Below are 20,666 nucleotides of genomic sequence, written 5' to 3'. Positions count from 1 at the left end.
AAATTGAAATGGGCAGCCTGCTCAAGTACTCGCTGCCCCTGTTCGCTGCCTTGTATGGAATGCCTGCATGTCGACCCTGACCGCATCACCTGCCGCCACCTCGAGTCCGCCCCAAGTAAGCCCGTTAGTCCTGCGTATCCTCGGCGCCTGTGCCCTGGCGCACCTGATCAATGACCTGATCCAGGCCGTATTGCCGTCGATCTACCCGATGCTCAAGGCCAACTACGGCCTGACGTTTACCCAGGTCGGCCTGATCACCCTGACGTTCCAGCTGACCGCCTCGCTGCTGCAACCCTGGATCGGCTACCACACCGACCGGCATCCCAAGCCGTGGCTGCTGCCGGCGGGCATGGTCTGCACCCTGGTCGGCATCCTGATGCTGGCGTTTGTCGGCAGCTTCCCGGCGATCCTGCTGGCGGCAGGCCTGGTGGGCGTCGGCTCGTCGACCTTCCACCCGGAAACCTCGCGCGTCGCCCGCCTGGCCTCCGGCGGGCGCTATGGCCTGGCGCAATCGACCTTCCAGGTCGGCGGCAACACCGGCAGCGCGTTGGGGCCGTTGCTCGCGGCGGCGATCATCATTCCTTACGGCCAGGGCAACATCGCCTGGTTCGGGCTGTTTGCCGTGTTCGCGATCCTGGTGCTGTATGGCTTGAGCCGCTGGTACCGCAACCACCTCAACCTGTTCAAGCTCAAGCAAGGCGGCAAGGCCACCCACGGCTTGTCCAAGGGCCGCGTGACGTTTGCCCTGGTGGTGCTGGCGGTGCTGGTGTTCTCCAAGTACTTCTACATGACCAGCCTGACCAGCTACTTCACGTTCTACCTGATTGAAAAATTCCACCTGTCGGTATCGAGTTCCCAGATGTACCTGTTCCTGTTCCTCGGTGCGGTGGCCGTGGGCACCTTCGCGGGCGGGCCGATCGGCGACCGGATCGGGCGCAAGAAAGTCATCTGGTTCTCGATCCTCGGTGCCGCGCCGTTCACCCTGGCCCTGCCCTACGTCGACCTGTTCTGGACCGCCGTGCTCAGCGTGGTGATCGGCTTTATCCTCGCCTCGGCGTTCTCGGCCATCGTGGTGTTTGCCCAGGAACTGGTGCCGGGCAATGTCGGCATGATCGCCGGGATCTTTTTCGGCCTGATGTTCGGCTTCAGCGGGATCGGCGCGGCCTTGCTCGGCCTGCTCGCCGACAGCCACGGCATCGAGTACGTCTACACACTGTGCTCGTTCCTGCCACTGGTGGGCATCCTGACGATACTGCTGCCGTCGACCAAAGGCGTCTAGACCGCCGATCATCGGATGGCTGTATGCCATTATCGTTTGGGCTCTGAAAAACCTGCGTGTGCGCTTACAATCCCCGGCTTCAACGCACACCCAGGCAGACCCGGCACGAAATGACGCTCGACCCTCCTACGATTTTGGCACTCACCGTTGCCCTGGCCGCTGCTGCTGCCCTGTACCTGGCCATAGAATGGCGCAGCGTACGCGAACCTTCGCTGCTGTTCTGGAGCGCCGGTTTCGCCACCATCACCGTCGGCTCCACCCTGGCCCTGCTGCGCATCAATGGCTACCTGCTCATCGGCATCTGGTTTGCCAACGGCTTGCTGGTGGCCGCGCACTGCCTGTTCTTGCTCGGGGTCGCACGCTTTACCCAGGTACGCCTGTCGCCGCGATGGTGGCTGCTGCTGGCCGTGTGGCTGGGCATGCTGATGCTCCCGACCGACCTGCCGTGGTCCAAAGCCATGTTGGGCGTGCAGTCGCTGCTGGTCGCACTGCCGACCCTGCGCGCCAGTTTCCTGCTGCGGCCCCACGGCCGATCATTGAGCATCGGCGCGGTGCAACTGCGTTATGTGCTGCTGGTCCACGGCATGTTCTACGTGGCCAAGGCGCTGTCGGTGGTGATCCCCGGCACCTTGATCGACCTTGCGGCGTTCAAGGGCGAGATCATCCAGGTGTCCCTGGTGGAAGGCGCCATGGCGATCATGCTGATTGCGCTGTCAATGACCGGCTCGGAGCGCTACCGCCGCGAACAGCAGATCGCCCGCCTCGCCGCCCGCGACCCACTCACCGCCCTCTACAACCGCCGCGCCCTCGACCTGCGCGCGCCGCGCCTGCTGGCCCAGGTGTCGGCGCAACAACCAGGCGCCCTGCTGCTGATCGATATCGACAACTTCAAGTCGGTCAACGACCTCCACGGCCATACCGCCGGCGACCGCGTGCTGATCGCCTTGAGCGAGATGATTCGCGCCGTCGTGCCCCGAGGCGCGCTGGCCGCACGTTTGGGCGGTGATGAGTTTGTGATCCTGCTCAACCCGGCCTCGACCGAGCAGATCGTCGAACTGGGCAGCAGCCTGCGCGAGCAGTTCCAGCAACTGGCCGCACAAACCTTCGCCACGCCCGCGCCGGTGACCCTGAGCATCGGCGCCACCCTGTTCGACCAGCCGCCGGCCAGCCTGGCGGCGCTGATCGAACAGGGAGATACCACGCTGTATGAATCCAAGCGTGGCGGACGGGACAGCATTCGGCTGGTGGATCGGACCGGGGCCTACAGGTCGTAACTGACCGCCACACACCTCCCCGTCCTCACCGACTCCAACGCACAATCGGCCAGATGCAGCGCATACAACCCGTCGCGCACACTGGTGGGCAGCGGCTGGCCGCTGTTCAGCGCATCGATAAACCGGGTCAGCTCATTGCGATAGGCATCGGCGTAACGCTCCAGGAAGAAATGCTGCAACGGTTCCAGCGCTTCGGTGTGGTCGGCGCTCCAGTGGCGCAGGGTGCTGGGGCGATGGTTGTCGGTGAGCAGCACGCCAAGGGCGCCGGAGACTTCCACCCGCTGGTCGTAACCGTACACCGCCTGGCGGCAGCAGTTGATATGGCATTGCTTGCCGGAGGCGGTACGCAGCAGGACCATCACGCTGTCGTAGTCGTCGATCTGTTCCAGGCTCGGGTCCACCAGGCGGCTGGCAATGGCGCTGACTTCCACCGGTTCCTCGCCGAGCAGGTGGCGGGCGGTGTCGAAGTCGTGGATGGTCATGTCGCGCAGGATGCCGCCGGAGTGTTCCAGGTAGTCCCGCGGCGCCAGGCCTGGGTCGCGGCTGGTGATGATCACCTGGCGCACTGCGCCGATCTGGCCGGCATCCAGGGCCTGGCGCAGGCGCAGCATGTCGGGGTCGAAACGGCGATTGAAGCCGAGCATCACCTTGCCGCCCTGGCGCTCCACGGCCTGGGCGGCGCTGCGGGCCTTGGCGATGTCGAGGTCGATGGGCTTCTCGCAGAGTACCGCCTTGCCCTCGGCGACGGCGGCCAATAGCAGGTCGATATGGGTGTCGGTGGGGGTGCCGATGACCACGGCGTCGATGTCTTTGCGCGTGAGGGCGGCGGCACAATCGTAGGCCGCCTCGCAGCCCAGTTGGCGGCTGAGGGCATCGACGCCTTCGCGCCAGGGGTCGGCCACCAGCACCAGCGTGGCATTCGGGTGGGCGGCGACGTTGGCGGCGTGGATCCTGGCGATGCGCCCGGCACCTAGGACGGCGATACGTAGCATGGTTGAACTCCTGATGTTGTTGGAGGGAGTACTCAGTCCGGCAGGTTGAACGGGGTGACGATCTGCACCTGTGACGGCGCAATCGGCCCGGCCTTCCACAACCGGTGGTAGTGCAGGATGTGCAGGAACACGTGGCGGGCATCGATCTGCAGGTTGTGGTCGATGATCGCGGCGATTTTTTCGTCCAGCAGCAGTTGGCGGTTTTCTTCGTCGAGGTCGTGGCCGATAAACACTTCCAGCGGGCGACCCAGGGCGGCGAAGGCGTCGACAATCGCACGGTTGCCGCCGCCGACGCTGTACACCGCCTTGAGGCCGGGATGCTGTTGCAGCGCCTGGGTGACCCGCTCGAAGGTGCGCGGGTACACGCCATAGCCGCCGCTGACGTCCAGCACCCGCAGGTGAGGGGCTCGCCCGCGCAGCCAGGCGCGAAAGCCCATCTCGCGCTCCTCCTCGCCCCGGAACAACTCGCTGCCGATCACCACCGCCACGTCCTGGGGCAACGCCGGCAGCCAGCGCGACATCAGGTAGGCGGCGGTCTGGCCGGCGGTGCGGTTGTCCATGCCGACGTAGCCGATGCGTTCGCTTTGCGGCAGGTCCGTCACCAAGGTCACCACCGGGATGCCCGCCGCGATCAGGTGCTTGACGGCCTGGTTCACCGCCGGTTCGTCGGCGGCCTTGAGCACCACGCCCTGGCTGCCGGTGTCGAGGCAGCGCAGCAACTGATCGTGCATGGCCTGGGGTTCGATTTCTTCGAACAGGTGAAAACGCGGGGCGATGCGAAACGGCGCGAGGCTGGCCAGTTGCGCGGTGATCGCCGCCTGCACTGCGGCGCTGAAACGCTGAGGGGTGTGCATGATCACGTCGACATGGAAGGTGCGCCCTACCGCCAGGCCGTTTTTCTCCTGGGATTCCAGTTCATCCAGCGCCTGCTCGATACGTCGGCGAGTCTGGGCGTGCACGCTGCCGCGCTGGTGCAGCACGCGGTCGACCGTGGCCTTGCTCACGCCCGCCTGGGTCGCGAGCTGCTTGATGGAGAAGTGTTTGGCGCGTTCGAGCATGGGTTTCGCCTGAGGTGTTTATGAGGTCTTTTTTAGGCATTACTGAGGTTTTGCAATGCTAGTCTCAGTTTTGTCCGGCGTCGAGCCGGGCAATCAAAACAACAACAATCCAGGAGAACCCCATGCCTCGAGCCGACCTCGCCAGTACCTTCAACGGCCAATATTTTGTCGTCACCGGCAGCACCCAGGGCCTGGGCGCCGCCGTGGCCCACACCCTGGCGCGACGCGGCGCCGCCGGGCTGATCATTTGCGGGCGGCGCCGCGCCCAGGGCGAAGAACAGGTGCGGCAGTTGGCGCAGCTGGATTGCCAGGCGTTTTTTGTCGAGGCCGACCTCGAACAGGTCGAGGATTGCCGCGCGATCATCGACGCCGCGCGCACCCACTTCGGCACCTTGCATGGCCTGGTGAACTGCGCCGGGATGTCGGACCGCGGCACCATTGTCGACACCTCGCCGGAGCTGTTCGATCGGCTGATGGCGGTGAATGTGCGCGCGCCGTTTTTCCTGATGCAGGACGCGTTGAAATTGATGATCAGCCAGGGTGTGGAAGGCGCCGTGGTGAATATCCAGAGCATCACCGGGCATGGCGGGCAATCGTTCCTTTGCGCGTATGCGGCGTCCAAAGGTGCGCTGGCGATCCTGACCAGGAACGTGGCGTTCAGTGCGCTGCGCAACCGGATCCGCGTCAACGGCCTGAACATCGGCTGGATGGACACGCCCCATGAGGATCAGATCCAGCGCCAGTACCACGGCGCCCAGGACGGTTGGCTGGCTGAGGCTGAACGCGCGCAGCCGTTCGGTCGCCTGCTCAAGCCCGAAGAGGTGGCGCAAAGCGTGGCGTTCCTGCTGTCGCGCGAGTCGGGGATGATGACCGGCGCGGTGATCGACCTGGAGCAAGGCGTGGTCGGCTGCACCGACAGCGGCAGCCCGCAGCCCTTCAAGGCCCTGAGCCTGGGAGGTGAGTAATGTCGGCATTCGTGACACTGCAGGATGTGCGCATTGAGGATTTCAAGCGGATTTGCGCGCAACAGGCGCGTGCCGAGGAATATCCCCTGGCTGCGGAAGTGCTCGGCAACGTGCCGGTCTATCAGGCCCGCACCTTGCGCAACAGCGACCGCCACACGGTGATGAATGAGCTGCACCGCTTGTTTCGCGATGGACCGGGCGTGATGGTGGTGCGCCGCGCCTATGAGGACCTGGAAGTGGTGGATCGCCACAGCCAGGTGTTCGAGGCGATCTTCGCCCAGGAGGCCGCCCAAGGCGTGGCCGCCGACCATTTTGCCAAGGCCGGCAGTAACGGGCGTATCTGGAATTCATTGCAGAAGGCGGCGCTGCAGTCGCCGCAATCCTTTGTGGAGTATTACGCCAACCCGCTGCTGGGGCTGATCGCCGAGGCGTGGCTGGGCCCGAGCTATCAGGTGACGGCGCAAGTGAACGTGGTGCACCCCGGCGGCCAGGCGCAACAGCCACACCGCGACTATCACCTGGGCTTCCAGACCACCGAGGTGGTGGAACGCTTTCCCCTGCCCTTGCATGTGCTGTCCCAGTACCTGACGTTGCAGGGCGCCGTGGCCCACTCGGCGATGCCGCTGGAAAGCGGCCCCACCCAGCTGCTGCCGTTTTCCCAACAATACGCCCTGGGTTACCTGGCCTGGCGGTGCCCCGAATTTATCGAGCACTTCCAGCAACACGCCGTGCAACTGGCGCTGGACAAGGGCGACCTGCTGTTTTTCAACCCGGCGTTGTTCCACGCCGCCGGCACCAACCGCACGACCGGCCACCAGCGCATGGCCAACCTGCTGCAAATCTCCTCGGCCTTCGGCAAGCCCATGGAAGCCCTCGACCGCGACCGCATGATGCTGGCGGTGTACCCGGCCTTGCTGGCCAACACGGCCCTGGATGCCCAGGCAATTGCAGCGGTGGTGGCCTGCACCGCCGACGGCTATGCCTTCCCCACCAACCTCGACACCGACCCACCCTTGCAGGGCCTGGCCCCGCAAACCGGGCAACAACTCATGCTGCAAGCCCTCGACGAACGCTGGGCGTATGAGGACTTCGCTGCGGCCGTGACGCAACTGCGGGCCAAGCGCCAGGCGTGATGCTTTAACAACAACAAAAACAACGGAGCACAACCATGAAGAAGCAACTCCTTGCGGCACTCTTGACCCTCGCCATCACCCCCTGGGCGCTGGCCGATATACGGATCGGCGTGAGCATCGCCCAGGTCGACGACGTGTTTCTTGCGCAAATGCGTGACTACATGGTCGCCCACGCCAAGGAACTGCCCGGCGTGACCCTGCAATTCGAAGACGCCCAGGGCGACGTGGTGCGCCAGCTTAACCAGGTGCAGAACTTCACCGCCCAGGGCATGGACGCGATCATCGTCAACGCCGTAGACACCGCCGCCACCCAGAAAATGACGGTCAATGCCCAACAGGCCAGGATCCCGCTGGTGTACGTCAACCGCCGCCCCGAGTTCAAGGAAGTACCGCCGGGGGTTGGCTATGTCGGCTCGGATGAGATCAAGGCCGGTGAAATCCAGATGCGCTACCTGGCCGAGAAAATGGGAGGCAAGGGCAACCTGGCGATCATGCTCGGGCTGCTGTCCAACAACGCCACCCACAACCGCACGCAGGGGGTCAAGAACGTGCTCAAGGACTATCCGGGTATCAAGATCGTCGAGGAGCAGAGTGCCGAATGGCAGCGCAGCAAGGCGATTGACCTGATGAACAACTGGATCGTGTCCGGGCGCAAAATCGACGCCGTGGCGGCGAATGCCGACGAAATGGCGATTGGCGCGGCCATGGCGATCAGCCAGGCCGGCATGCAGCCCGGCAAGGATATTCTGGTGGCCGGCAGCGATGGCGGTGCGGCCGGGCTGGATGCGGTGAAGAAAGGCCAGTTGCTGGTGACAGCGTATCAGGACAACAAAGGGCAGGCCGTGGGCTCCATTGACCTGGCGGTGAAGATGGTCAAGAAACAGCCGTATGACGCCGAGCTGACCATTCCTTACCAGCAGATCACCAAGGACAACTACCAGGCATTCCTCAACCCATAAACGGTTGTCCTAATGCCAGTCAGTGAATCACCTTCGCTTAACTGAACGACGTTAGGGCTTGCCACAAAAACCGGGGGTGTCGCTGCGGCTCATCGCAATGCGTAAAGCACCATTGCACCCAGCCCGAACAGGCACGCCACCCCCAGCCCATACGCCAGCGTGCGCCACGGCTGCCATCCCGCCAGATACATCAGCGTATGGGCCATCCGCGCCAGGGTGAAACCAATGAACAACCAGGCAGTGGTCGCACCGGCAGTGCCCAGCGCCACACACAACCCACCGAGCACGAAGAACAGCGGGATATTCTCCAGGTCATTGGCCCAGGCCCTGGCCGCCCGACTCACCTGGGATAACTCCACGGGATGCGCAGCACGCTTGAAGACCGCCGCATCTTCGCGGTTGGTGAACGCCAGCCCGCGAAGCCGGAAAAATCCCTGATAGCAGGAAATGCCGAACATCTTCAGGCACAGCACCAGCACGCACAGGGCGTAGATGTGCAACAGCTCATTCATCCCGCGCGCCCTTCACGACGATGTAGAGCAACGGCCCCACCGACACGAACACCGCCGTCAGCAAGAAGTACGGCAGCACCGACGCCAGCGACCGCCCCCGCGACCGTGCATCCCGGTACATCCACACACAGGCCAGCACGGCCATCAGGTACAGGTCGATGACGACCTGCGCGGTGTCCGGGCGCGATATCAACTCTCGTCCGAAGGCCAGCAGCGATTGCTCGGCCGTGAGCAGCGTGAACAGGGTGTACAGCGAAAAGCCCAGCAGAGCGGCGAGGGCCAGGTAAGGTTTGTGCATGGTCGGCTCCTTGACGTGATCGAGGCTCACCCTAGTGATAAGGTTGCCCTCCTCGCAATGACCTCGGAGGTCATAGTCACGCCATGGATAACCCCGCTACTGCCGGCGAACACTTGCGCCAACTGCGTCGACACGCCAAATTGAGCCAGCTCGACCTGGCCTTGATCACCGGCATTTCCCAGCGCCATCTCAGTTGCCTCGAAACCGGCCGTGCCAAGCCGAGCCCAGGCACCCTGCACAACCTGCTCAGCGCCCTGGAAACACCCCTGGAGCAGTGCAACCGCGTGTTCCTCGCCGCCGGTTTTGCCCCGCGTTACGCCGCTACCCCGCTCGCGTCACCGGCCATGGCCGCAATTCGCGAGGCGGTCAGCCATGTCCTGCACGCCAACAACCCGGCCCCGGCGATCCTGCTGGGCAGCCACTGGGAAGTGCTGGCGGCGAATGCGAGTACCGGCGTGCTGTTGGCACTGGCGGGGGTCACGCCGCCGCTGGAAGGCCTGAACCTGCTGACCACCCTGCTGCAACCCGGCGGCCTGGGCGACCACCTGGTCAACGCCGAAGAAATCCGCACCCTGGCCTGGCAACGGGCAAGCCGCGAGGCGCTGGACAACCCTGCGCTGGCCGCTCTCCTGGCGAGCCTGCCCGCCCCCGCCCACACCACGCCGCCGCCTGAAATGCCGCCACTGGTGTTGACCCGCGTGCATACCAGCCGGGGCGAGCTGAGCTTTCTGTCCACCTTCACCACCTTCGGCATGCCCCAGGACATCACCCTCGCCTCCCTGCGTATCGAGCATCTGATTCCCGCAGACGACGCCACCTGGCAGGTGATGCGTGCCGCCCATGGGGAAAATGCCGCACTGGTTTTGTGAAATATCTGTACGTAGACTGCCGCCATACCTCAACTTAAGGCGGCGAAGAAAACGTCATGCAAGTTACCGAAGTCTCCATTGCCCAATTGCGCGCGGCGCTCGAATCCGGCCAGACCACGGCCGTTGAACTGGTGCAGGCTTACCTCGCGCGGATCGATGCCTACGACGGTCCGCAGACCGCTACCGCACTCAACGCCGTCGTCGTGCGCAACCCCGACGCCCTGAAGGAAGCCGAGGCCTCCGATGCACGCCGGGCCAAGGGTGAAACCCTGGGGCCACTGGATGGCATTCCCTACACCGCCAAGGACAGCTACCTGGTCAAGGGGCTGACCGCCGCCTCCGGCAGCCCGGCCTTCGCCAAGCTGGTCGCCCAGCGCGATGCGTTCACCATCGAGCGCCTGCGCGCCGGCGGCGCCATCTGCCTGGGCAAGACCAACATGCCGCCGATGGCCAATGGCGGCATGCAGCGCGGCGTGTATGGCCGCGCGGAAAGCCCGTATAACGCCGACTACCTCACCGCGCCGTTTGCCTCCGGCTCATCCAACGGTGCCGGCACCGCCACCGCCGCCAGCTTCGCCGCCTTCGGCCTGGCGGAGGAAACCTGGTCCAGCGGGCGTGGCCCGGCGTCCAACAATGGCCTGTGCGCCTACACCCCGTCCCGTGGGGTGATTTCGGTGCGCGGCAACTGGCCGTTGACCCCGACCATGGACGTGGTGGTGCCCTACGCCCGCACCATGGCCGACCTGCTGGAAGTGCTCGACGTGGTAGTGGCTGAAGACCCGCACACCCGTGGCGACCTGTGGCGCCTGCAGCCGTGGGTGCCGATCCCCAGCGTCGCTTCGGTACGCCCGGCGTCTTACCCTGAATTGGCGGCGACGGCCGAATCCCTGGCCGGCAAACGCTTCGGCGTGCCGCGCATGTACATCAACGCCGACCCCGAGGCCGGCACCAGCGAGAAGCCCGGCATCGGCGGCCCCACCGGGCAGAAGATCAACACCCGCGCCAGCGTGATCGACTTATGGAAGGACGCACGCCAGGCCCTTGAAGCGGCCGGTGCAGAAGTCATCGAGGTGGATTTCCCGCTGGTGTCCAACTGCGAAGGCGACCGCCCCGGCGCGCCCACCGTGTTTACCCGTGGCCTGGTGTCCAGGGAATTCCTGCACGATGAACTGTGGGAACTGTCGGCCTGGGCCTTCGATGATTTCCTGCGCGCCAACAACGACCCGGCCCTGAACCGCCTGGCCGATGTGGACGGGCCGAAGATCTTCCCCCACGACCCCGGCACCTTGCCCAACCGTGAAGACGACCTGGCCGCCGGCATGGACGAATACGTGCGCATGGCCGAGCGCGGCATCACCCCGTGGAACGAGATCAGCACCGTGCCCGATGGCCTGCGCGGCCTGGAGCAAACCCGGCGGATCGACCTGGAAGACTGGATGGATAAGCTCGGCCTCCACGCTGTGCTGTTCCCGACCGTGGCCGATGTGGGCCCGGCGGATGCCGACGTGAACGAAGCCAGTGCCGATATCGCCTGGAGCAATGGTGTATGGGTAGCTAACGGCAACCTCGCCATCCGCCACCTGGGCGTGCCTACCGTTACCGTGCCCATGGGCGTGATGGCGGACATCGGCATGCCGGTCGGGCTGACCTTTGCCGGGCGCGCCTACGATGATTCGGCATTGCTGCGCTTTGCGGCGGCGTATGAAGCCACCGGCAGCAAACGCCTGATCCCGCCGCGCACGCCGCCGCTGGCGACAAACTAACTGATTCACTGTGGGAGGGGGCTTGCTCCCGATGAGGGAGTGTCAGTTGATGCATCGGTGGCTGACCCACTGCCATCGGGAGCAAGCCCCCTCCCACCGTTCTGAGCGCATTTCAAGTCAGGCCATATAGGGCACGGCAATCAGCAGGATTGCCGTGCCATGGCAGGCCGTCGCCGCCAACACGCCATGACGCATGCGCACCAGGTGCAGGCCGTAGTTGAGCAGGACGACCAGGCCTTGGCTGACCATCAGTCGTGCGCGACCGCGACCATGTCGATTTCCACCGCCGCCGACTTCGGCAGTTGCATCACTCCCACCGACGTGCGCGAATGCACCCCGGCACCGCCGAGGATCTCGTGCAACAGGTCCGAGGCGCCGTTGGCCACTTCACTCTGCTGATCGAAGTCCTCGGCGCTGCGTACATACACGGTGATACGCGGGATGGCCTTGACCCGGTCCAGCGAACCGAGTGCCTGCTTGAGCAGGCCCAGGCAGCGCAATGCACTGATGCCGGCGGCGATCTGGGCCTGGGCCAGGGTCAGGGTGTCACCGACTTTACCCGGCAGCATGATCGTGTCGCCGACGCGAGGGATCTGCCCGCTGATGTACAGGTGGTTGCCGTCGCGCACCAGCGGTGTGTAGTTGCCGCCGACTTTGAATTCATCCAATTGATAGCCGAGGCGTTTTTGCACGGCTTGGTATTTTTCATCGGGCGTCATGGGCGTGCTTCCTCGTTGCGTCGTTGCCATTCATCCACCACGTCGCCCATGGTCTTGGGCGTTGCGTTGCGAATCCAGGCCATGAAAGGCCGGTCGAACTTGAACCCCGGCCCACATTGTTCAAGCATGAAGCGGCGCACGTTCTGGGTGTTTTTATAGTGTGGGGTCACGGGAGTGGCGCGGGTGATGGGTTCGCTGTGCCAGTCAACATCCATTTTGTCTCTCCGGAGATCTGGGGGTCGGGCAGTAGCATAGCGATGTGCTACTTGCACCGGAAGCGAGGTTTAAGCCAAACGAGGTGTTGAGACATCGTATAAGAAACCCAGATGTCCACACCCATTGAAACACCAATCCTTTCGAGATATTTCAAATTTTTCTTTCCTTCACTGGGGAAAATATTGCATGGTTGTACGATGACTTAACGAGTCATATCCGCCCCCAACAACAATAAGGAAACACCCATGCAAAACGTCAAAGTGCTGATCGGATTTCTGTGCCTGTTCAGCGGCTATGTGGCCGCCGCCCCTGCCGCCGACAAAGACGTCGCCCAAGCGGTCGACCACCTCACCCAGGCCATGCTGCATAAAGACCTCAAGCAGCTCCAGAGCCTGACCGCCGAGAACCTCACCTACGGCCACTCCAGCGGCAAGATCCAGAACAAGCAGGAATTCATCGCCGACATCGAGACCGGACGCAGCGGCTTCAAGACCCTGGAAATGCAGAAACAGACCATCACCCTGAGTGGCGATACCGCCCTGGTACGCAACCACTTCTCCGCCCTGGCGGTGAACAGCGGCAAGGAAGTGCCCACCGAAATCGAGAACTTCCAGATCTGGCAAAAACAGAAAGGCCACTGGCTGCTGATCGGGCGCCAGGCGTTTAAATTCTGATGGCTAGCGGTGGGCCATCGGGCTCACCACTGCACTACCTTGCGCACCTTCAGCAACGCCTCGCGCAGCGCCGGCATGTCCACCGAGCCCAAGGCCAGGCGCAACGCATGGGGCACGTGGGCCGAGACGGCGAAGGGCTCGGCGGTGGAGACGGAAATACCGTCGCGCTGCAAGGTCATGGCGACTTGATCGGCGCGAGCCTCTTCCGCCAGGGGCAGCCACAAGAAATACGATGACGGGTGGCTGGTGTAGGCCAGCCCCTTGAGCACCTGCGCCGCCAAGGCTTGCCGCGCCCGCGCATCCTGGCGCTTTTGTGCTTCAAGTTGCGCCACGGTGCCATCCTCGAGCCAGGCCACCGCAATCGCACTCATCACCCCCGGCACGTTCCAGGTGGTGGCCATGATGGTGCGCTCGAGTGCTTTGACCCAACCCGACGGGGCAGCGATAAACCCCACGCGCAGGCCGGTCGCGACACTTTTCGACAGCCCGCCCACGTAGACCGTGCGCTCCGGCGCCAATCTGGCCACGGGCAGCGGCGCGTCCTCGGCCAGGAACGCGTAGGCCGCGTCCTCGATGATCATCAGGTTGTGCTCACGGGCAATCGCCACCAACTGCTCGCGCTGCGCCAGGCTCAGCACCCAGCCCAACGGGTTATGCAGGGTCGGCATGCTGTACACGGCACGCACCGGGCGCTTGCGACACAGGCTGTGCAGGTGGTCCAGGTCCGGGCCGTCGGCGGTGACCGGGATGGCGACAATTTCCAGGTGCAGGGTCTCGGCCAGCACCTTGAACCCCGAATACGTCAAGGCGTCGACGGCGATCACATCACCGGGCTTGAGCAAGGCCATCATGGTCACGGCCAACCCGTGCTGGGCGCCGCTGACCACCAGCACCTGTTCGGCCTCGACCGTCAGCCCTCGGCTCAACAGGTGCCGCGCGACAGCCGCGCGCTCATGCAGGCGACCGGCGTGGGGCTGGTAACGCAGCAGCGCGTCGAGGTCGCCGGACAGTGCCAACTGGCGCAAGGCCGTGCGCAGCAAGTCGGCCTGGCCCGGCAAGGACGGGTAGTTGAAATTCAGATCGAGCATGCCCGCCGCCACACTCATCTGCCCGCTGCCCTGCCCCGGCGGCAGCGAGATTTCGCGCACGAAGGTGCCGCGGCCCGTTTCGCCACTGACCAGGCCCATGGCCTCCAGCTCGGCGTACACCCGGCTCGCGGTGACCAGCGCCAGGCCATGCTCGGCGGCCAGTTGGCGGTGCGTCGGCAGTCGCGTGCCGGGGGGCATGCGGCCTGAGCGAATGGCCTCGGCGAAGCTGTCGACCAACGACTTGTAGCGGGCACGGGGCATAAGCGATGTATCCATGACAATTTTTTGATTGTCTTTATCTTCAATCCTAGGATGCCTGCCACGCAACTCTTCCTTTTCGGACACCCCTTATGGAACGTACAGCTCCCCTCAGCAACCTCGACACCCGCACCCAAGGCTGGATCAACGGTTTTATCGGCGTGGTGATCTTCAGCGGCTCGCTGCCGGCCACGCGCCTGGCGGTGATGGAATTCGACCCGGTGTTCCTGACCATGATCCGCGCCGCCATTGCCGCGCTGCTGGGGCTGGCCTTGCTGGGGCTGTTCAAGGAGCAACGTCCCGCACGCCAGCAATGGATGCCCCTGGCCATCGTCGCCCTCGGCGTGGTGATCGGCTTTCCGTTACTCACCGCGCTGGCCCTGCAATACGTGACCTCCGCACACTCCATCGTCTTCATCGGCCTGCTGCCGCTGGCGACCGCCGTGTTTGCTGTACTGCGTGGCGGCGAGCGTCCACGCCCGGTGTTCTGGCTGTTTTCGATCCTCGGCAGTCTGCTGGTGATGGGATACGCCTTCGCCCAGGGCTTGAGCGCCGCACCGGCGGGTGACGTACTGATGCTGCTGGCGGTGCTGGTGTGCGGCCTGGGGTATGCCGAAGGCGCCAAACTGTCGCGCAGCCTGGGCGGCTGGCAGGTGATCTGCTGGGCGCTGGTGGTGTCGTTGCCGGTGGTGGTGCCGTTGAGCCTGGTGCTGGCGCCGTCGAGCGTCAGCGGCATCAGCCTGCCGGCCTGGCTGAGCCTGGGCTATGTGTCGCTGTTCAGCATGCTGATCGGCTTTGTGTTCTGGTATCGCGGCCTGGCCCAGGGCGGCATCGCCGCCGTCGGCCAATTGCAACTGCTGCAACCGTTCTTCGGCCTGGCGCTGGCAGCGGGCTTGCTGCATGAACAGGTCAGCCTGGGCATGCTGCTGGTGACGGTCGCGGTGATCGGCTGCGTGGCCGGGGCCAAGCGCTTCGCGCGCTAACGCTGGGGCGCGACCATCTTGAACTTGATGTTGATGTCGTCGGACACCACGCTGTTGCCGGCCCATTCGCCTTCGCCGATCCTGAAGTCGCCGCGCTTGAGGATGAACTCACCGTCGAACACGCCAATGCCATCCAGCTCCTTGAGCACCACGTTGACCGCCACCGGGCGCGTGGTGCCCTTGATCGTCAGGTTGCCGCTGATGTTGAAGCGGTTATCCCCCAGGGCCTTTACAGCGGTGGACTCATACACGCCCACCGGATAGGTCGCGGTATCGAACCACGAGGCCCGTTGCAGCTCGTCGTTGGCATCGGGGCTGCCGGCATCGATACTCGCCAGCTGGATCTTGAGCAAGGCATGTCCGCTTTCGGGCTTTTGCGTGTCAAAGCTCAGCGTGCCTTCGAAGTCGCCGAAGGTGCCATACACCCGCTGCCCCAACTGCTTATAGGTAAAACTGATCTGGCTGGCGGTGCGATTGACGTCGGTGTACTCCGCCGCCTGGGAACAGCCGATAGCACCCAGGACCAGGACCAACGGGAGAATTCGACGCTTCATGCCACGCTCCGCAAAAAAAGGATGTATTCCCATCAGGTGCCTGTCCTGCTAAACAGATTAGCCGCTCACAACAATAAGGACGCTGCATGCCCACCCCTTCTCTACAGGACATCACCGCGCCGGAAGGCATCTGCTACGGCTGCGGCGGCAGTAACCCCCATGGCTTGCATATCAAGAGCCGCTGGGATGCCGATGGTGTCCATCTCATCGCCGAACATCGCCCCGAGGCAAAATACAGCGGCTGGCCCGACCTGGTCTACGGCGGCCTGATCGCCATGCTGGTGGACTGCCATTCCAACTGGACCGCCATGGCCTACCACTACCGTGCCGAACAGCGCGAACCCGGCAGCCTGCCGCGCATCGACTGCGTCACCGGCAACCTGGCGATCAAATTCATCAAGCCGACCCCCATGGGCGTGCCGCTCACCTTGCGTGCGCGGGTCGAGGGCGACGTGGGTCGCAAAAGCCGCGTGGTCTGCGAGGTGTACGCCGGCGAGGTGCTCACGGCCATCGGCGATTCGCTGTTCGTGCGCGTCGACACCCGCGAACTGGCTGCGGCCGCCCATGGCCGTGACGGCTGATCCTGGTCTACATTGACTGGCACCGCTAATCGAGGACCGAACCGATGACTCGTCTCACCGCGAAAGACTTTGCCCCCGAACTGCTGGAACTCTACGACGGCTACGCCCACGGCAAGCTCAACCGCCGCGAATTTCTCGACCGCGCGGCGCTGTTCACCTTTGGCGGCCTGACCGCCTCGGCCCTGCTGGCGGCCCTGAGCCCCAACTATGCCCTGGCCGAACAGGTGAAATTCACCGACCCGGACATCGTTGCCGACTACATCACCTACCCCTCGCCCAAGGGCAACGGCACCGTGCGTGGCTACCTGGTGCGCCCGGCCAAGGCCACCGGCAAGCTGCCGGCCGTGGTGGTGGTCCACGAAAACCGTGGCCTCAACCCCTACATCGAAGACGTCGCACGGCGCCTGGCCAAAGCCGGGTTTATCGCCCTCGCGCCGGACGGCCTGACCTCGGTGGGCGGCTATCCCGGCAACGATGAAAAAGGCGTGGCGCTGCAACAGACAGTCGACCCGACCAAGCTGATGAACGACTTCTTCGCCGCCATCGAATGGCTGATGCACCACGACAGCAGCACCGGCAAGGTCGGCATCACCGGCTTCTGCTATGGCGGCGGCGTGACCAATGCGGCGGCGGTGGCTTACCCGGAACTGGGCGCGGCGGTGTCGTTCTACGGGCGCCAGCCGGAAGCCAAGGACGTGCCGCGCATCAAGGCACCGATCATGCTGCATTACGGCGAGCTGGATACGCGGATCAACGAGGGGTGGCCGGCGTATGAAAAGGCCCTGAAGGCCGCCGGCACGACTTATGAAGCGTACATCTACAAGGGCGCCAACCATGGCTTCCATAACGATTCGACGCCGCGTTATGACGAGGCAGCGGCGAATCTGGCATGGGAAAGGACACTCGGTTGGTTCCGCAAGTACCTGGCCTAAGTGCAGTCCAAATGTGGGAGGGGGCTTGCCCCCGATTGCGGTGTATCAGCAACCATTGAGGTGACTGACCCGCCGCTATCGGGGGCAAGCCCCCTCCCACATTGACCATCACCACATTCCAGATCAGTGTTCCAGCGCATACCGGCGGCAATGGTTGAGGTAGCCCTGCTCATGACTGCCCACCAACTGCACCACGCTGGTCCATAACCACGACGGCGCATCCAATTGCTTGGAGCGGTTTTCCTGCAGCACCGCCATCCAGCCCTTGCGCGTCGCCCGGTCCATCTGCCGGGCATGGGCGATACCGACCACCCGCGCCAGGTAACCGGCGGCGTGCATGGCATCGAGTTCACTCAGTTCGTCCAGTTCCAGCTTCATGTCCTGGGGCAACAGTTCGCGGATGAAAAAGCCATGGTCCAGAAACCGTGTCGCCACCATGCGTTCACCCAGGCCCGGCGACAGCTGGCGGGCGCCCTCCACCACCCGGCGGCCGTTGTCCCTGGGCATCTTCGCCCGTGCCGCGCGCGGTGCGGCGGCGCCGACGGCTTCCTTGATATCGATCAGGCAGTATTCCTCATCGTCCTTGTCGCCCACCCCCAGCAAGACGGCGTAGCGCAACAGGCCGAGGGAGCTGCAGCCCTTGACCCAGTAAGCCGAATCCAGCAGTTGGACCTTGGCGTCCTTGGGGCGGCCCTTGAGCGAGGTGACCAACTGATGGATGTCATCCGACGCGCAGACGCTTTCCAGCGCACTTTTTTCTGCCCGCGACAGCGACCAGAAATGCTTGCCCAGCGGGATCGTCGGCCGCACGTTGTCGATGCGCTCACGGGCCAGGCTTTTCCAGGTGCGCTCGACGGCGCTGCGCATCCCCGCCTTGACCTGGGACGGACGCGGCGGTACCTCGTCGGGCTTGTCCTTGAACGCCTGTTCATAGCCCACCATCATTTCTTCAAGCATGCGCGCGGTGGTCACGCCCGGCAGGTCCGAACCGCGCGCGGCGGTGGCCAGGGACAGCGCCAGGCGCACCAGGTCGTGGGCCGGGTTGCCGATCACGGCCTGGTCAAGGTCGCGGATATGCATATCGATGCGGCCCTTGTTGTCGCCGGTAGGCCCCAGGTTGCCCGCGTGGCAGTCGCCGCAGATCCAGATCGCCGGGCCTTGAGGCAGACGCCTGCCCATCTGGCTGTGCAGCCACTCGTAGAATTGCACGGTGCTGCCGCGCACATACGCGTGGGCGGAGCGTGCCATCTTCAAATTACGCAGTTGGGTGAGGTGTGGCATGCGAGCGGAGGGGCGCGGTATTTTCATGGAATAACTCAGTGCAGGTGTAGCGGTAGAACGCCGGCCCCGAGCAAATGTTTCATTATGTTTCAGAAATAAACTCAGACACGCCCACTCTCCTCCAGCAACCACGCCTTGAAGGCCTGCATGGCCGAGGTCTCGGCCCGCGACTGCAGGCGCGTCAGCCAGTAGCTGCCGGTGCTGATGCCGACGTCGAAGGGCTGGCGAATCACATCACTCTCGAGTTGCCGCGAGAACATCATCGCCGGCGCCAGCGCCACGCCGCTGCCTTGCAGTGCCGCCTCCATCATCGCCAGCGACGAGTCGAACACGATGCTGCGCGGTACCAGGGTGTCGGCGGGCAGCCCGGCGGCCTGAAGCCACAGGCTCCACTCATCCGCGCGGTAGGAGCGCAATAGCGTGTGTTTCAACAGGTCGGCCGGCGTGTGCAACTGCGCGGCGAGTGACGGCACACACAGTACCGTCAGCGGCGCTTCCAGCAACTCCAGCGCATCCGTGCCGTGCCAGGCACCTGCACCGAAACGGATCGCGTAATCCAGGCCTTCGGCAGCCACGTCGACGCGGTTGTTGTGGGTGGACAGGCGCAGGTCGATGAACGGGTAGCGGCTCTGGAAATCCGGCAGACGTGGCAGCAGCCAGCCAACGGCAAAGGTGCCGACCGCGCCCACGGTGAGTACCTCGCGGTAATGCCCGCCCTCGAACTGGCCCAAGGTGTGGGCAATACGGTCGAACGACTCGCGCACCACCGGCAGCAGGGTTTCGCCCTCGCGGGTGAGCATCAACCCGCGGGGCAGGCGCTTGAACAAGGTGACAGTGAGCTGCGCCTCCAGGCTCTTGACCTGATGGCTGACCGCCGCCTGGGTCACGCATAACTCGATGGCAGCGCGGGTAAAGCTCAGATGCCGGGCGGCCGCTTCGAAGGCGCGCAAGGCGTTCAACGGTAAGTGGGAGCGGAGCATATTGACCCCAATATTTCTAATGACTGCTGCGAGATATCATCGTTTGCCCAGGACCGGCGAACGGCCTACATTTGCCTCGCCCGCGCAGGCCCTTCATTCAATCGATCATTCTCATGGAAGCGTTATCATGCCCCAACATTTACTGTCTGGCGTGCGTAATTTCACCGCCCTCGCGGTGTTTATCGCCGCCGGCAACTGCCTGGCGGCCACCGACCTGCAGGCGGTGGTGGATGCCAATGTAAAACCGCTGATGCAGCAGCAGTCGATTAACGGCCTGGTGGTCGGCGTGGTGCGGGCCGGCAAGGCGCAATACTTTAACTACGGCGTCGCCGCCACCGAGACTCGCCAGCCGGTCAGCGAAAACACCCTGTTCGAAGTGGGCTCAGTGAGCAAGACCTTCACCGCGACCCTGGCCGGTTACGCGGTAGCCAGCGGCAAACTCACGCTTTCCGACCCGGCCAGCCATTACCTGCCGGCACTGGGCGGCGGCACGTTCGACCACATCAGCGTGCTCAACCTCGGCACCTACACCGCCGGCGGCTTGCCCCTGCAATTCCCCGCCAACGCGGATAACAGCCAGCGCATGATCAGCTACTTCCAGCATTGGCAACCCGACTTCGCCCCTGGCACCCAGCGCCTGTATTCCAACCCGAGCCTGGGGTTGTTCGGCTACCTGGCGGCGCAGAGCCTCAAGCAGCCGTTCGCTCAGGCGATGGAAAAGACCCTGTTGCCCGCGCTCGGGCTCAAGCACACCTTCATCAAGGTGCCGCAGAGCCAGATGAGCCTGTACGCCCAGGGCTATGGCAAAGATGGCAAACCGGTACGCGTCGGCCCCGGCGCCCTGGACAGCGAGGCCTACGGCATCAAGACAAGCGCTGCGGACTTGTTGAAGTACGTTGACGCGAACATGCGCCCGGCAACGCTGGATAAAACCCTGCAGCAGGCGATCAGCGTGACTCACACGGGTTACTACAACGTGGAGGGCATGACCCAGGGCCTGGGCTGGGAAATGTACCCCTACCCCATCCCGCTCGATAGGTTGATGGCCGGCAACTCCACACCCATGGCAATGGAACCGCACACGGTCAACTGGCTGACCCCGCCCCAGGCGCCCCACGCCGACACCCTGGTGAACAAGACCGGCTCCACCAATGGGTTTGGCGCCTACGTGGCGTACGTGCCGAGCAAGGGAGTGGGCGTGGTGATATTGGCGAACAAGAACTACCCGAATGCCGAACGGGTAAAGGTCGCCCATGCAATCTTGAGTGCGCTGGACCACTAACGGTGGAGGGGCCGGT

The 20,666-nt window shown here is 64.1% G+C and carries 22 protein-coding genes and 1 pseudogene; 12 read left to right on the top strand and 11 right to left on the bottom strand.

From position 1 onward, the window contains the following. Positions 1-67 precede the first annotated feature (67 nt). Both BLQ09_RS12040 and BLQ09_RS12035 read left to right on the top strand, forming a co-directional pair. A complete protein-coding gene (locus BLQ09_RS12040; RefSeq protein ID WP_027608506.1) occupies positions 68-1,279 on the top strand; it encodes an MFS transporter in 1,212 nt (403 codons plus the stop codon). Positions 1,280-1,389: 110 nt separating this feature from the next. Next, the gene (locus tag BLQ09_RS12035; RefSeq protein WP_027608507.1) at positions 1,390-2,553 is read left to right on the top strand and encodes a GGDEF domain-containing protein; all 1,164 of its coding nucleotides are present in this window, start codon (positions 1,390-1,392) and stop codon (positions 2,551-2,553) included. On the opposite strand, the gene iolG is transcribed toward BLQ09_RS12035, so the two are convergent. Then, positions 2,541-3,545: an inositol 2-dehydrogenase gene (gene iolG, locus BLQ09_RS12030; protein ID WP_027608508.1), complete on the bottom strand. Its 1,005-nt coding sequence runs from the start codon at positions 3,543-3,545 to the stop codon at positions 2,541-2,543. The genes BLQ09_RS12035 and iolG overlap by 13 nt on opposite strands. A gap of 32 nt (positions 3,546-3,577) precedes the next feature. Then, positions 3,578-4,603, bottom strand: coding sequence for a LacI family DNA-binding transcriptional regulator (locus BLQ09_RS12025; protein WP_027608509.1), 1,026 nt, complete (start codon positions 4,601-4,603; stop codon positions 3,578-3,580). A 122-nt stretch (positions 4,604-4,725) separates the two neighbouring features. Here BLQ09_RS12025 and BLQ09_RS12020 point away from each other — a divergent pair, with 122 nt between their 5' ends. Genes BLQ09_RS12020 through BLQ09_RS12010 form a run of 3 tightly spaced genes read left to right on the top strand, consistent with a single transcriptional unit; the run spans position 4,726 to position 7,660 of the window. After that, positions 4,726-5,568, top strand: coding sequence for an SDR family oxidoreductase (locus BLQ09_RS12020; RefSeq protein WP_092356921.1), 843 nt, complete (start codon positions 4,726-4,728; stop codon positions 5,566-5,568). Continuing rightward, on the top strand, positions 5,568-6,701 hold the full coding sequence (locus BLQ09_RS12015; RefSeq protein ID WP_092356918.1) for a phytanoyl-CoA dioxygenase family protein: 1,134 nt from the start codon (positions 5,568-5,570) through the stop codon (positions 6,699-6,701). The genes BLQ09_RS12020 and BLQ09_RS12015 overlap by 1 nt, the downstream gene beginning before the upstream one ends. A gap of 35 nt (positions 6,702-6,736) precedes the next feature. Then, complete coding sequence (locus tag BLQ09_RS12010) at positions 6,737-7,660, top strand: sugar ABC transporter substrate-binding protein (protein ID WP_027608512.1); 924 nt, start codon at positions 6,737-6,739, stop codon at positions 7,658-7,660. Positions 7,661-7,749: 89 nt separating this feature from the next. On the opposite strand, the gene BLQ09_RS12005 is transcribed toward BLQ09_RS12010, so the two are convergent. Then, positions 7,750-8,172 (bottom strand): MAPEG family protein, encoded by a 423-nt coding sequence (locus BLQ09_RS12005; protein ID WP_092356914.1) that lies wholly within the window; start codon positions 8,170-8,172, stop codon positions 7,750-7,752. Beyond that, positions 8,165-8,470, bottom strand: a complete 306-nt coding sequence (locus BLQ09_RS12000) for a DUF2834 domain-containing protein (protein WP_092356911.1) — start codon at positions 8,468-8,470, stop codon at positions 8,165-8,167. Before BLQ09_RS12000 ends, BLQ09_RS12005 begins: the two co-directional genes overlap by 8 nt. An 83-nt stretch (positions 8,471-8,553) precedes the next feature. On the opposite strand from BLQ09_RS12000, the gene BLQ09_RS11995 reads away from it, so the two are divergent. Both BLQ09_RS11995 and BLQ09_RS11990 read left to right on the top strand, forming a co-directional pair. Beyond that, complete coding sequence (locus BLQ09_RS11995) at positions 8,554-9,339, top strand: helix-turn-helix domain-containing protein (RefSeq protein ID WP_092356908.1); 786 nt, start codon at positions 8,554-8,556, stop codon at positions 9,337-9,339. A gap of 56 nt (positions 9,340-9,395) precedes the next feature. Next, positions 9,396-11,102, top strand: coding sequence for an amidase (locus BLQ09_RS11990; protein ID WP_092356905.1), 1,707 nt, complete (start codon positions 9,396-9,398; stop codon positions 11,100-11,102). Between the two features lie 117 nt (positions 11,103-11,219). On the opposite strand, the pseudogene BLQ09_RS30990 reads toward BLQ09_RS11990, so the two are convergent. The 3 genes and pseudogenes from BLQ09_RS30990 to BLQ09_RS11980 all read right to left on the bottom strand — a co-directional run. After that, positions 11,220-11,306 (bottom strand): annotated as a pseudogene (locus tag BLQ09_RS30990) (CPBP family intramembrane glutamate endopeptidase); the annotation flags it as partial. 44 nt (positions 11,307-11,350) lie between these two features. Next, entirely contained in the window at positions 11,351-11,821 is a 471-nt protein-coding gene (locus tag BLQ09_RS11985; protein ID WP_092356902.1) for a RidA family protein, read from the bottom strand. Next, positions 11,818-12,036, bottom strand: coding sequence for a DUF6434 domain-containing protein (locus BLQ09_RS11980; RefSeq protein ID WP_092356899.1), 219 nt, complete (start codon positions 12,034-12,036; stop codon positions 11,818-11,820). The genes BLQ09_RS11985 and BLQ09_RS11980 overlap by 4 nt, the downstream gene beginning before the upstream one ends. 246 nt (positions 12,037-12,282) lie before the next feature. Here BLQ09_RS11980 and BLQ09_RS11975 point away from each other — a divergent pair, with 246 nt between their 5' ends. Next, positions 12,283-12,711, top strand: coding sequence for a nuclear transport factor 2 family protein (locus tag BLQ09_RS11975; protein ID WP_024075865.1), 429 nt, complete (start codon positions 12,283-12,285; stop codon positions 12,709-12,711). Between the two features lie 23 nt (positions 12,712-12,734). On the opposite strand, the gene BLQ09_RS11970 is transcribed toward BLQ09_RS11975, so the two are convergent. Continuing rightward, on the bottom strand, positions 12,735-14,060 hold the full coding sequence (locus BLQ09_RS11970; RefSeq protein WP_092356896.1) for an aminotransferase-like domain-containing protein: 1,326 nt from the start codon (positions 14,058-14,060) through the stop codon (positions 12,735-12,737). An 89-nt stretch (positions 14,061-14,149) separates the two neighbouring features. On the opposite strand from BLQ09_RS11970, the gene BLQ09_RS11965 reads away from it, so the two are divergent. Continuing rightward, complete coding sequence (locus BLQ09_RS11965) at positions 14,150-15,040, top strand: DMT family transporter (protein ID WP_065942063.1); 891 nt, start codon at positions 14,150-14,152, stop codon at positions 15,038-15,040. On the opposite strand, the gene BLQ09_RS11960 is transcribed toward BLQ09_RS11965, so the two are convergent. After that, entirely contained in the window at positions 15,037-15,594 is a 558-nt protein-coding gene (locus tag BLQ09_RS11960; RefSeq protein ID WP_092356893.1) for a YceI family protein, read from the bottom strand. The two genes, BLQ09_RS11965 and BLQ09_RS11960, sit on opposite strands and share 4 nt — an antisense overlap. Positions 15,595-15,680: 86 nt before the next feature. Between BLQ09_RS11960 and BLQ09_RS11955 the strand changes: the two genes are divergently transcribed. Both BLQ09_RS11955 and yghX read left to right on the top strand, forming a co-directional pair. Further along, positions 15,681-16,175, top strand: a complete 495-nt coding sequence (locus BLQ09_RS11955; protein WP_027608523.1) for a PaaI family thioesterase — start codon at positions 15,681-15,683, stop codon at positions 16,173-16,175. A 44-nt stretch (positions 16,176-16,219) separates the two neighbouring features. Further along, positions 16,220-17,107, top strand: a complete 888-nt coding sequence (gene yghX / locus BLQ09_RS11950; protein WP_092356890.1) for a YghX family hydrolase — start codon at positions 16,220-16,222, stop codon at positions 17,105-17,107. Positions 17,108-17,230: 123 nt separating this feature from the next. Here yghX and BLQ09_RS11945 read toward each other — a convergent pair whose 3' ends face one another. Both BLQ09_RS11945 and BLQ09_RS11940 read right to left on the bottom strand, forming a co-directional pair. Continuing rightward, positions 17,231-18,415: a DUF2252 family protein gene (locus BLQ09_RS11945; RefSeq protein ID WP_092356887.1), complete on the bottom strand. Its 1,185-nt coding sequence runs from the start codon at positions 18,413-18,415 to the stop codon at positions 17,231-17,233. Positions 18,416-18,489: 74 nt separating this feature from the next. After that, the gene (locus tag BLQ09_RS11940; protein WP_092356884.1) at positions 18,490-19,368 is read right to left on the bottom strand and encodes a LysR family transcriptional regulator; all 879 of its coding nucleotides are present in this window, start codon (positions 19,366-19,368) and stop codon (positions 18,490-18,492) included. A gap of 127 nt (positions 19,369-19,495) precedes the next feature. On the opposite strand from BLQ09_RS11940, the gene ampC reads away from it, so the two are divergent. Then, positions 19,496-20,650 (top strand): class C beta-lactamase, encoded by a 1,155-nt coding sequence (ampC, locus tag BLQ09_RS11935; RefSeq protein ID WP_092356881.1) that lies wholly within the window; start codon positions 19,496-19,498, stop codon positions 20,648-20,650. Positions 20,651-20,666: the final 16 nt, after the last annotated feature.

Origin of the sequence: Pseudomonas sp. NFACC25, from assembly GCF_900100935.1 — a bacterium.
GTDB lineage: Bacteria > Pseudomonadota > Gammaproteobacteria > Pseudomonadales > Pseudomonadaceae > Aquipseudomonas > Aquipseudomonas marginalis.
Note: the sequence above shows the minus strand (reverse complement) of the source record. Positions and strands in the feature narration are given on the sequence as shown.